At 54.7% G+C, this 11,267-nt stretch carries 10 protein-coding genes; 2 read left to right on the forward strand and 8 right to left on the reverse strand.

Features of this window, described 5'->3' with window-relative positions; all coding sequences use genetic code 11:
* Window positions 1-15 precede the first annotated feature (15 nt).
* The 5 genes from sul1 to HSX14_RS30870 all read right to left on the reverse strand — a co-directional run bounded on the left by sul1 (window position 16) and on the right by HSX14_RS30870 (window position 3,383).
* Window positions 16-855, reverse strand: a complete 840-nt coding sequence (gene sul1 / locus HSX14_RS30850) for a sulfonamide-resistant dihydropteroate synthase Sul1 (RefSeq protein WP_000259031.1) — start codon at window positions 853-855, stop codon at window positions 16-18.
* Window positions 849-1,196, reverse strand: a complete 348-nt coding sequence (locus HSX14_RS30855; RefSeq protein WP_000679427.1) for a quaternary ammonium compound efflux SMR transporter QacE delta 1 — start codon at window positions 1,194-1,196, stop codon at window positions 849-851. The genes sul1 and HSX14_RS30855 overlap by 7 nt, the downstream gene beginning before the upstream one ends.
* Window positions 1,197-1,382: 186 nt before the next feature.
* On the reverse strand, window positions 1,383-1,880 hold the full coding sequence (gene dfrA33 / locus HSX14_RS30860; protein WP_071846242.1) for a trimethoprim-resistant dihydrofolate reductase DfrA33: 498 nt from the start codon (window positions 1,878-1,880) through the stop codon (window positions 1,383-1,385).
* Window positions 1,881-2,016: 136 nt separating this feature from the next.
* Window positions 2,017-2,421, reverse strand: coding sequence for a DUF4345 domain-containing protein (locus HSX14_RS30865; protein WP_092376631.1), 405 nt, complete (start codon window positions 2,419-2,421; stop codon window positions 2,017-2,019).
* Entirely contained in the window at window positions 2,418-3,383 is a 966-nt protein-coding gene (locus HSX14_RS30870) for a sterol desaturase family protein (RefSeq protein ID WP_092376627.1), read from the reverse strand. The genes HSX14_RS30865 and HSX14_RS30870 overlap by 4 nt, the downstream gene beginning before the upstream one ends.
* Before the next feature lie 127 nt (window positions 3,384-3,510).
* Here HSX14_RS30870 and HSX14_RS30875 point away from each other — a divergent pair, with 127 nt between their 5' ends.
* The gene (locus tag HSX14_RS30875) at window positions 3,511-4,515 is read left to right on the forward strand and encodes an AraC family transcriptional regulator (RefSeq protein ID WP_092376624.1); all 1,005 of its coding nucleotides are present in this window, start codon (window positions 3,511-3,513) and stop codon (window positions 4,513-4,515) included.
* A 238-nt stretch (window positions 4,516-4,753) separates the two neighbouring features.
* Window positions 4,754-5,767: a class 1 integron integrase IntI1 gene (intI1, locus tag HSX14_RS30880; protein ID WP_000845048.1), complete on the forward strand. Its 1,014-nt coding sequence runs from the start codon at window positions 4,754-4,756 to the stop codon at window positions 5,765-5,767.
* A 760-nt stretch (window positions 5,768-6,527) separates the two neighbouring features.
* Here intI1 and HSX14_RS30885 read toward each other — a convergent pair.
* Genes HSX14_RS30885 through HSX14_RS30895 form a run of 3 tightly spaced genes read right to left on the reverse strand, consistent with a single transcriptional unit; the run spans window position 6,528 to window position 10,839 of the window.
* Window positions 6,528-7,877, reverse strand: coding sequence for a hypothetical protein (locus tag HSX14_RS30885; RefSeq protein ID WP_033874681.1), 1,350 nt, complete (start codon window positions 7,875-7,877; stop codon window positions 6,528-6,530).
* Window positions 7,874-9,880, reverse strand: coding sequence for a hypothetical protein (locus HSX14_RS31345; RefSeq protein ID WP_033997546.1), 2,007 nt, complete (start codon window positions 9,878-9,880; stop codon window positions 7,874-7,876). Before HSX14_RS31345 ends, HSX14_RS30885 begins: the two co-directional genes overlap by 4 nt.
* Window positions 9,877-10,839 carry a PDDEXK family nuclease gene (locus HSX14_RS30895; RefSeq protein WP_050153135.1) on the reverse strand — a complete coding sequence of 321 codons (963 nt, stop codon included), beginning with the start codon at window positions 10,837-10,839 and terminating at the stop codon, window positions 9,877-9,879. Before HSX14_RS30895 ends, HSX14_RS31345 begins: the two co-directional genes overlap by 4 nt.
* Window positions 10,840-11,267: the final 428 nt, after the last annotated feature.

An 11,267-nucleotide genomic window follows, 5' to 3' on the forward strand; every position in this document is an offset into this window, starting at 1 on the left:
GCCGGAAGGTGAATGCTAGGCATGATCTAACCCTCGGTCTCTGGCGTCGCGACTGCGAAATTTCGCGAGGGTTTCCGAGAAGGTGATTGCGCTTCGCAGATCTCCAGGCGCGTGGGTGCGGACGTAGTCAGCGCCATTGCCGATCGCGTGAAGTTCCGCCGCAAGGCTCGCTGGACCCAGATCCTTTACAGGAAGGCCAACGGTGGCGCCCAAGAAGGATTTCCGCGACACCGAGACCAATAGCGGAAGCCCCAACGCCGACTTCAGCTTTTGAAGGTTCGACAGCACGTGCAGCGATGTTTCCGGTGCGGGGCTCAAGAAAAATCCCATCCCCGGATCGAGGATGAGCCGGTCGGCAGCGACCCCGCTCCGTCGCAAGGCGGAAACCCGCGCCTCGAAGAACCGCACAATCTCGTCGAGCGCGTCTTCGGGTCGAAGGTGACCGGTGCGGGTGGCGATGCCATCCCGCTGCGCTGAGTGCATAACCACCAGCCTGCAGTCCGCCTCAGCAATATCGGGATAGAGCGCAGGGTCAGGAAATCCTTGGATATCGTTCAGGTAGCCCACGCCGCGCTTGAGCGCATAGCGCTGGGTTTCCGGTTGGAAGCTGTCGATTGAAACACGGTGCATCTGATCGGACAGGGCGTCTAAGAGCGGCGCAATACGTCTGATCTCATCGGCCGGCGATACAGGCCTCGCGTCCGGATGGCTGGCGGCCGGTCCGACATCCACGACGTCTGATCCGACTCGCAGCATTTCGATCGCCGCGGTGACAGCGCCGGCGGGGTCTAGCCGCCGGCTCTCATCGAAGAAGGAGTCCTCGGTGAGATTCAGAATGCCGAACACCGTCACCATGGCGTCGGCCTCCGCAGCGACTTCCACGATGGGGATCGGGCGAGCAAAAAGGCAGCAATTATGAGCCCCATACCTACAAAGCCCCACGCATCAAGCTTTTGCCCATGAAGCAACCAGGCAATGGCTGTAATTATGACGACGCCGAGTCCCGACCAGACTGCATAAGCAACACCGACAGGGATGGATTTCAGAACCAGAGAAAGAAAATAAAATGCGATGCCATAACCGATTATGACAACGGCGGAAGGGGCAAGCTTAGTAAAGCCCTCGCTAGATTTTAATGCGGATGTTGCGATTACTTCGCCAACTATTGCGATAACAAGAAAAAGCCAGCCTTTCATGATATATCTCCCAATTTGTGTAGGGCTTATTATGCACGCTTAAAAATAATAAAAGCAGACTTGACCTGATAGTTTGGCTGTGAGCAATTATGTGCTTAGTGCATCTAACGTTGGACGTAACGGGCGCCGAGGCGCAGCCGAGGGAACCCAAATGCGCAGCATTTGGGTGTCCCGTTGACGGACTTGTTAGCCGTTACGACGTGCATAGACGGAGTGCGTGTACGTGATTGTGGCTTGAACGGTTTCGGCTGAGACAACGTCGAATTCTGCTGCGTCGAGCACTGGGAAGAAGGCGTCACCCTCGAAGGTTTGATGTACCTCAGATAGAAAGACGCCATCGGCACGAGGTAGTGCCAGTGCATATACCTCGGCTCCGCCGGCCACGTAGAGTTCCTTGCCGTGTTCGGCTGCGATGGCAATAGCCTGCGACAGCGTTGAAACAACTGCACAACCAGCAGCGCTATAACTAGCTTGGCGCGAGAGCACCACTGTGCGACGGTTTGGTAAGGGCTTGCCTATGGACTCAAACGTCTTGCGGCCCATAACGACCACTTTGCCCTCGGTGAGCCTGCGAAAAATCTTTTGCTCACCAGGGATATTCCAAGGGATATCAGGGCCATTGCCAATAACCCGATTGGCACCCATGGCAGCGACCAGATAAATGCGGACCGATTCCGGGTTCATACGGCTAACGCCTGAGTTGAGGGGCTTTTGCGAAGCAGGCGCAGCCTGTGTAGCAAAAGTCCCTCTCCAACGATTTGTTGGGCAGCAACGCGCCCCAGCACACTGCGTTTCACTATGCCAGGCGCCGACCTTTGTCTCACGCATTACCGCCAGCAAGGCGCAAGCGGACGCCGTGCTGCAGGAAGGCCGCCGCGATGAGGGCCAGGCTTTCAAACACCAGTAGCTGGTTGGCCAGCGTGTTGGGTTGCCCATCCAGCAGCAGGCTGGAGACTCGCCCGGCCACCAGGCCGCCGAGAAAGGCGGCACAAAACCACAGTGCATGGCGCGTCAGGCCGGAGATCAGCGCACCCGCCAGCATCATGCAGCCGAAGCTGAAATGCATGCCGCCGTAGATGGAGCGGATCTCGTTGGATGCCGTCACGGTCCGGGGCGAAAGATCCAGGGCGGCCATGGCCGCCCCCGGATCCAGCGTCGTGTTGATGCCGATGAACATGAACGCGACGGCGTTGAGGATCAGAAAAACCTTGGCCGCGGTTTTCATCGAACCATCACTTCATCATGCCGTTCGACGGTCCAGGTATGGATGGGCTGGTGGCCCTCGCGTTGCCAGGCCGGCGGCTTCCAGAAGTGCTTCAGCCGCTCACCGATCGGCCCGGGCGCCATCGCGTCGCGAAACATGTCAACGAACTCGTGCGTGTTCAACACCCACCAGTTGTGGCTCTTGATCTGCCGCGGGGTGCCGTATTCCACTTTTTCCTGCTCGGGCTCGTAGCTGCCGAACAAGTGGTCATACAGCATGATCACGCCGCCGTAGTTCTTGTCGATGTACTGCGCGTTGCGCCCGTGGTGCACGCGGTGGTTGGAGGGCGTGTTGATCCACCATTCGACCCAGGGGTGCAACCTGGGCACCGATTCGGTGTGCACGAACCACTGGAAGGCGAGGTTGGCGCCGAGCAGGCCGAGCATCAGCTCCGGGGTGAAGCCCGCCAGGACGGCCGGCACATAGAACATCCAGGTGCCGACGATGCCGTTCAGGATGCTCTGCCGCGCGGCGGTCGACATGTTCATGATCTCGCCGGTGTGGTGCGAGACGTGCTGGGTCCAGAACCAGCGCACGCGATGGGCGGTGCGGTGATACCAGTAGTAGCACAGCTCCTGGACGAAGAAGGCCAGGATGATGGTGCCGACGTTGATCGGGATGGTATAGAAACGGTGGTCCCAGACCACCGTGAACAGGGCGGCAACGAACAGCAGGTTCATCAGGCCGCCGGATACGTAGTAGCCCACGCCGAGCGAGAAATTCGCCAGCACCTCGCGCGTCCAGAATGGCTGCCCCTGCCCGGTGTTCCAGCTGCCAGTTTTGCGGCGGAAATACAGCCATTCGAACAGGAATGCACTGCCGAAGACGGGGATCATCGGGATCAGAATCATCTCGTTCATGGTGGGCGGGCGACCGAACAGGGCCGTCATGGCTGCTACGACCGGCTGAAATACTGTTTCCATAAGGGTTTCCTCGTACCTGTTACCACTTGCTTCAGAGGTGGGATGGCGAGGATTTTGTGCTTTTGACTGGTTATGGTCTTGACAGTCGCCTACTATTTTTTGACATGGCGTGCCAAGAGTTTCGGCAATGAGTCACAGCGTTCTGGTTTTCGCGAGGATCGCCCACATCCTGACCCGCTTCATGGAGGCGGAGGGTGTTGCCTGCGCGCCGTTGCAGTACAAGCTGAATGCGGCGACCCGGGCCGAGCGCATCCCCATCGAGCAGTGGTGGGAACTGCTGGAGCAACTGGCCGAGACCAGCGGCGATCCCCTGGTCGGCCTGCGCGTCGGTCGTCACGCCAGGTTGCAGGACGCTGGCGTGCTCGGCTATCTGGCGGCCTCCTGCGCGACGCTGGGTGAGGCCTTGCAGCGCATGCAGCATTATCAGGCCCTGCTGCAGAATCTGTCCTTTGTCTGGCTGCGCGCGGACGGCCCCCATCTGCATCTGGGCTGGGCCGGCGATAAAGGCCCCTCGACCGATGCGTCGAATGATGTGCTGGTGTCCGGCATGCTGACCGTGCTGGATACCCTGGTATCACCACACCGGGTTCGGCCGGTGCAGATCGAATTCCCCAGGCCGGCGACCGCAAACCGGACAATCCACGAGCGAGCACTGGGCTGCCGGGTGCATTTTGGCGGTGACACCCTGGCCATTACCATCCGGCTTGCGGATCTGGGCTTGCCGATCAACAGCCAGGACGCGCATTTGCGTCAGCTGCTGGATCAGCAGGCAGCCGCGATGCTGGAAAGCCTGGCCCACCCCGATGCGTTCCTGATCGAATTCCAGCGCGCCATGATGCGGGGGCTGGAGGAGGGCGCGCTGAGCATGCAGTGGCTGTCGCGGCAGCAGCAAACACCGGTTCGTTCGCTGTACCGCGCCCTGCGGCAACGTGACAGAACCTACAAGGGCATGCTGGATGAGCTGCGCCAGCAACTGGCCAAACAGTACCTGGCCGACCCGGCCTTGTCGCTGAGCGAGATTGCGCTGATGCTTGGCTATTCGGAACAAAGCGCGTTCAGCCGCGCCTTCCGGGGCTGGTACGGGGAGACGCCGCTGCGCTACCGAAAGAAGCCGACGGGCGGAAAGTGCTGAAAGCGCCCACCTGTTTGAGTTACCGCATCAGCTGGTCAGTCGCGATTGCCGTTGCGCCGCAGCCAATTTGGTGACGTGAACTTTCACCATCGTGACGCCCAACTTTGTTTTAGGGCGACTGCCCTGCTGCGTAACATCGTTGCTGCTCCATAACATCAAACATCGACCCACGGCGTAACGCGCTTGCTGCTTGGATGCCCGAGGCATAGACTGTACAAAAAAACAGTCATAACAAGCCATGAAAACCGCCACTGCGCCGTTACCACCGCTGCGTTCGGTCAAGGTTCTGGACCAGTTGCGTGAGCGCATACGCTACTTGCATTACAGCTTACGAACCGAACAGGCTTATGTCCACTGGGTTCGTGCCTTCATCCGTTTCCACGGTGTGCGTCACCCGGCAACCTTGGGCAGCAGCGAAGTCGAGGCATTTCTGTCCTGGCTGGCGAACGAGCGCAAGGTTTCGGTCTCCACGCATCGTCAGGCATTGGCGGCCTTGCTGTTCTTCTACGGCAAGGTGCTGTGCACGGATCTGCCCTGGCTTCAGGAGATCGGAAGACCTCGGCCGTCGCGGCGCTTGCCGGTGGTGCTGACCCCGGATGAAGTGGTTCGCATCCTCGGTTTTCTGGAAGGCGAGCATCGTTTGTTCGCCCAGCTTCTGTATGGAACGGGCATGCGGATCAGTGAGGGTTTGCAACTGCGGGTCAAGGATCTGGATTTCGATCACGGCACGATCATCGTGCGGGAGGGCAAGGGCTCCAAGGATCGGGCCTTGATGTTACCCGAGAGCTTGGCACCCAGCCTGCGCGAGCAGCTGTCGCGTGCACGGGCATGGTGGCTGAAGGACCAGGCCGAGGGCCGCAGCGGCGTTGCGCTTCCCGACGCCCTTGAGCGGAAGTATCCGCGCGCCGGGCATTCCTGGCCGTGGTTCTGGGTTTTTGCGCAGCACACGCATTCGACCGATCCACGGAGCGGTGTCGTGCGTCGCCATCACATGTATGACCAGACCTTTCAGCGCGCCTTCAAACGTGCCGTAGAACAAGCAGGCATCACGAAGCCCGCCACACCGCACACCCTCCGCCACTCGTTCGCGACGGCCTTGCTCCGCAGCGGTTACGACATTCGAACCGTGCAGGATCTGCTCGGCCATTCCGACGTCTCTACGACGATGATTTACACGCATGTGCTGAAAGTTGGCGGTGCCGGAGTGCGCTCACCGCTTGATGCGCTGCCGCCCCTCACTAGTGAGAGGTAGGGCAGCGCAAGTCAATCCTGGCGGATTCACTACCCCTGCGCGAAGGCCATCGGTGCCGCATCGAACGGCCGGTTGCGGAAAGTCCTCCCTGCGTCCGCTGATGGCCGGCAGCAGCCCGTCGTTGCCTGATGGATCCAACCCCTCCGCTGCTATAGTGCAGTCGGCTTCTGACGTTCAGTGCAGCCGTCTTCTGAAAACGACAACGGCCCTATCCAGACGCACGGGAGCCGGTTTTCAGGGTGTACGGATAGGGTATACCGCAACTGAACATCAGGCGAGCGGCCCACTCTGCGTCAGAGTGCGGCCGACTTCACCGGCTCCTGACACGTTCGTGTCAACCTCTATGACTTCAGCCTAACAGGCCCACCCTTAGCGTATGATTTTCCGTTCTCTCTATTCCCCCTATCAGGTCGAGTCAGCAGCGAAGGAAAAAGAGCATGCTACTACTAGGTGCTGAAGCACTGGGAATGACCCACAACCAATGCCTGTATCGAGCTGAGCTACTGAGCATCGATCATCTATCGCTGGTGTTTGCCGAATCCAGCCAACGTTAGAACTCCACACACAAACTTCAGATTATCACTGTGTAGCAAGAACGCCCCTACACAGTAAGGGTCGCATAGATTCTAATCAGCTCTCTTGGCGAACACACTGGTAACCAACAGCGTCCTAGCCGGATGCTGGGGCTCCTGCCCTCACTACCCTGACCAAGTAACTGGGCGCTTCTAGTTCGCGCACGGAGAGTAGCTGCAACCCGAACTTATTTTGGCTTCTTCGGTTTAGGCGGAGAGCTTGTAGACTCGACAAATTGGTGAAAGGCGCTGGTCAAATCCTCGACTGACGCCTTTGGCAAGCGAGGAGCACGAGGAGCCTTGGTCGACAGAGTAGTTTTCGAAGTGGCCTTCTCAATGTGATCCATAGCTGCCCGCTCGCTTTCATTAAGGGCTGAATCAAAGACTTTGGCTACGACACGGTTATCTCGATCTGCGCGGGCAAATGCCACAATGTTGGATCGGACGGTTACGGGAAGCTCAAACGGACAACGAAGATCTAACCGGCCACCTGTCCTACGATTCTGCAGCGCTTGTAGCTGCAGTTCCTCCACATCCTCCCGATTCGCCGCATATGCGACGGAGCGATATGCCTGGCTAATGTCTGACAGAGTCAGGGACTCACGTCCGGAGCTACGCGCTTCGATGTAGGCGTGCTTTATAAGTTGAACAACGAGCCGCTTGATTCCAAACGTAGACTTATAAATTTCGTGAGCGAGGTCATCAATTGATCCAGATATGTGGCCGCCCGACACCCTAACGCATTCAACAATGTAATTCCTCCACCCAGAGCTCTCTGGATCATCGGGTAGCATGATCCTCGGCTCCGAAAGCAGGCGCTGCTTGTCTTCGCTGTTGCGACCCAAAAGCTTGTGCAAAAGACTGTAGTTGGAGACAAACACCATCGGAGGGCCAATCGCGGCCAACGTTAACAAGATGTCTGTGACTCGTGAAACACCCTGCCCAGCGTTGATGTGCTGAGTTTCTTCTAGAAGGAGTAGCGATACACCATCTCTATTTGCCCGACGGCGGCACTCGACGAGTAATTTAGCAACGTTATGGCTAGTTGACCTTTGATCACCCAAAACAAAGTCCGCCAACATCTGCCTACCGCCAGCTTTGCCCCTGGCGCTCGCATACCAGTGAGAGGTCAACTTCAAGCTTCCCTCAAAATGGTTGCAGGCGAGGTCTACAGGTGGAGGCAAAACCTTCCGCAGAGCTGCTATGGTCTGGGTCTTACCTATTCCGGCTAGGCCCGTCAGGCAGATAGGAGCGACTTCCACGTCAGGGGGGTTATAAATTCGAGAAATGTATTCCACTTCACTCGAAAATAGTCTCTGGCTGTGCAGCGACGCCTTCGTTGCCATTTCCTTGATGAACGCTAGGGAAAAATCATTGGGTAGATAAATTTCCTTAAGAGCACCTTCGAGTGCTTCGGCAGCGACCAAAACGTCCTTGCCACCTAAATCTCTAACAGCACCGGGCTTTACAGTTACTCGCTCGCGAATACGCTCGACATCCAAGCAGCCGTCAAAACGGGTATTGATGACCTCGTTCACTTTGCCTTTCCTCTGAGGCGGTTGAAATCAGCCGTATCCCGCAGCGCCGCACCACCTTTAGAGGGTCGGCCTAGCTTTCGCTGACCGCTGTCCCATTCCTCTCCGGTTTCTCTCTCGAATCGATCCCTAAATTCCTGTTGAATCGCCGGCCTTTCATGTCGAAGATCTGCCGCAACTGCACGACGCATCTTGTCGATTTCTTTCAGATCATGCAGTGAAATATCGACACTACTTTCCGGTGTACTTGCAGGACGAATAAAGTCCAATTCGTATAGCAAACCTTCTACCTCGACCCAAATATGTCGCACGCACATCGTTAGTGCGAATGCAGAAACAGAAACTGTACCATTTCTGGCAATACGATCGAACACTCGGGTGTTTACTAGCGCCTGAGATCTATATTTACGACCATAAAAATATACGGCATCTTTTTTAATTGTAGCAGGATGCTCGGTTAGAAATAACCTAACAGCTCTATCATATGGCATACCAATAGCACTATTTCGACCGCGACTATCGAGATAGCACCAAATATTGTGAGGTGTAGGTTTGAAACCTGTCAGTAACATTTCCTCCGTCATCCGCATAGCCGCATCAGAGCTATGATTATCAGATAGTACACGCATGATCTCACGTCGAGCCATCTGTACGAAGTTCAACTTACTGTGAACATAGCTTGGCTGATCTAGCGTCTTCTTATCCCGTGGATGAGACGACTCCACAGTTGCCTTGGACTGTCCTGAAAAGGAAGGAGTTAACTCAAGACTTCCAAGCCAGCGTATTTCCGACGTGCAGTCGTAGCCAGCTCCAGGCCCTCTATCGAAAACGATACTACCGGAGAGTCCTATACTCGGCCACTCACCAGGCTTTATCACCAACCCAAATAATTCGCCAAACTTCACCTTATCAATAGCCATTGAAAACAGGGCCATCCTATAGGCTTCCATGTTTTCTCGACCCTCTGAAAAGCCGATGCCCAGTATGGCTCCCGATAGGCCACAAACCGCACGCACTACGCAGAATCCATCCACTGCACTGCCTTCAGTGATACCTGAAAGCTTTTCAGAGAGATTATAGCCATCGAACTCTACACGCTGATTCAAGTTAGTCAGGCTCTCAGCAAAGCTACCCTCTGATCCGGCTTGAGCTCTCGCTATATGGGGCCCTTTTAACTCATAGGCGAGCGCTTTCGGATTGATAAGTTTGCGTACCCAATATTTGAACTGCGTAATCGAAGGAAAAGGTTTTCCATCAGGATGAATGAAAGACTTTGAATCCCCCCTTGTTACGACGGTGCAGCCAAACTCTTTGGTTAATACATCACTATAAAGCCTTTCTTGGCTGCCATACGCCGATCTAAACCTCAAGAACCCTGAAAGAATCTTCTCTTTCATTTCAGCAGTGCATGGATACCCAGAACTTCGTCCTTTCGGAGAAGGCCTGCCTAATTTCCTTGAATTCGTATGGGCCTCGCGGTTCCAGCCGCCAATACGGTGAAGCGGAGGCATTAACGCCCATTTATTAAAACCAAAAACTATATAACTATAGAACCACAGCCTAAGCCTCCTCGCATTCTGCTGTGGAATAGATTTCTTGGCGTGAGCATTGATAATAGCATTGGGATTATCGCTACTAATTACAATCAGATAATTAGCTATCAACTCCGAAATAGCCATATATCTACGATCTACCTTCTGGCTATAACTTTCCTTCGTGGAGATTCTACGGCGCTCCAAGTGAGAGACAGAATAACCTTGAATAGGTCCTAACCACGGCGGGTAGTCATCTCGCGCGTCTTCAACCAAAAAACCCTGTTCAAGACCTTCCTCAAAATCAATCCTAGAAACTGTAATAAGCTCTACACTCACATCTTCGTTTTCATTGGCAAACAAGACAAGCCTGACTCGGTTTCGATCAGAGTCGCTATTAAGAAAATGATAAGCTTGTCCTTGATCAAAACACTTGAAACCCTGAGGCGCGACAATTCGCGCTCCTAGCATCATGCTTCAAACTCCACGAACAGGCTGCCATATACTGACAGTAGGTCTTGTTCTGATGGTTTGAGCGGATGATCTATTAGTATTGGCTCGAAGAAATTTATCGATAATTTCCGACTCCAAATATCCTGATAGATCGCTGCAATAAACTGATCACGACACCCCCAACGAGCACCGTACTGAAGAGCCACATGTGCCAGCGGTATCCCATTCGCAAAAGCTTCCTGTAGCGAGCAACTAAAATCCGACATTACGGTAGAATCGTGCGTTACTGAGAGTTCGTGCATACTAAAGAGTAGATCCAGATTAGCTATGACTACCGGATCAATCATATCTAAGGAGACTTGAACCGTCCTTATTCCTGCGCTAGCGTAATACTCCAACTCAAGCTTGGCTCTGAGTTGAGCATGATCTCTATCTTTCTTCTGCTGAATTGGGCTCTTGGCGCTTGAGAGCCGTCTTTCCGAAAAAGCATTTCTTACATCCTTCACAGACCAATTCACGGCATAAGGCATCCCCGTGTGGCTAGCCATAAAGAGCAGAAGATCCCCTTGATAGGGAAATGGTACTTTCTTACGCTCGCCACTGGAGTTAGTAACTACAATCTCGTGATGCTTGAATCCAATCTGCGTTGCAATTTCTAGCGTTCCACGCAATGGCGGTGGAAATGTACCAACTGTCAAAGGGTGACCATGTAAAGGATGAATCGTCGTTACGGGCGACAACATTTTTTGTTCGTGAATATCAATAAGTTCAGGATGATAAAGCGCGAGCTGAGCGAACACTCGCTCAGGGGTGGACAAAACATGTAGCGTTCTCCCAAGTTTCCGGCTGTTCAGCCGACTTATACGAGAACCCTTTGGCGCTTCACGAGTAACAGCCAGTGTGGAAGGCGTATAGATTTCCCCCCACCTAAAGCGGCCTTGCCGGCTTACTATCAGCTCAAATCTCTGCTGAGGGGTCATCCCTTAAATTCCAATGTCATCGGGCTGTTCAACGCGCTAGTCATTTTCAAAAATGGCTATAGACGGCGCGAAACCATTTATCCGAGGTGGGCATTCTTAAGCCTCGCCATTCACGATCAAAACTTTTCTAAGGATGAGCGAGAACATACGAGGCTTGACGCCCCGCACTGAGCGGATAGACAATGGAAAGGTCAGGCAGTCAAATCTGACGTTTCCACGGAGGCCCAAGGTCGCACTTGGGCCTTTGTCTATCTAGCTTTTGGCTCTCCTTGATTGGCTAGATGTCACATATTCACTTCTTCCTCTCAAACCAACCAACGTACCCCTCGTCGCCCACAAGAGTGGCTGATTCCTAGGATTTTATATGTCCTAGAAGTTCTAATCTCGCGTGAGAGCGGGGCATGTTAACGCCGGAAAAAGTAGGCTGA

Source organism: Pseudomonas tohonis (assembly GCF_012767755.2).
Taxonomy (GTDB): Bacteria; Pseudomonadota; Gammaproteobacteria; order Pseudomonadales; family Pseudomonadaceae; genus Metapseudomonas; species Metapseudomonas tohonis.

Coding starts and splice junctions, on each gene's coding strand:
- dfrA33 (WP_071846242.1), bottom strand. CDS start 1,880: ATGAACCCGGAATCGGTCCGCATTTATCTGGTCGCTGCCATGGGTGCC.
- HSX14_RS31345 (WP_033997546.1), bottom strand. CDS start 9,880: ATGATGCTAGGAGCGCGAATTGTCGCGCCTCAGGGTTTCAAGTGTTTT.
- HSX14_RS30870 (WP_092376627.1), bottom strand. CDS start 3,383: ATGGAAACAGTATTTCAGCCGGTCGTAGCAGCCATGACGGCCCTGTTC.
- sul1 (WP_000259031.1), bottom strand. CDS start 855: ATGGTGACGGTGTTCGGCATTCTGAATCTCACCGAGGACTCCTTCTTC.
- HSX14_RS30875 (WP_092376624.1), top strand. CDS start 3,511: ATGAGTCACAGCGTTCTGGTTTTCGCGAGGATCGCCCACATCCTGACC.
- HSX14_RS30855 (WP_000679427.1), bottom strand. CDS start 1,196: ATGAAAGGCTGGCTTTTTCTTGTTATCGCAATAGTTGGCGAAGTAATC.
- HSX14_RS30895 (WP_050153135.1), bottom strand. CDS start 10,839: ATGACCCCTCAGCAGAGATTTGAGCTGATAGTAAGCCGGCAAGGCCGC.
- HSX14_RS30865 (WP_092376631.1), bottom strand. CDS start 2,421: ATGAAAACCGCGGCCAAGGTTTTTCTGATCCTCAACGCCGTCGCGTTC.
- intI1 (WP_000845048.1), top strand. CDS start 4,754: ATGAAAACCGCCACTGCGCCGTTACCACCGCTGCGTTCGGTCAAGGTT.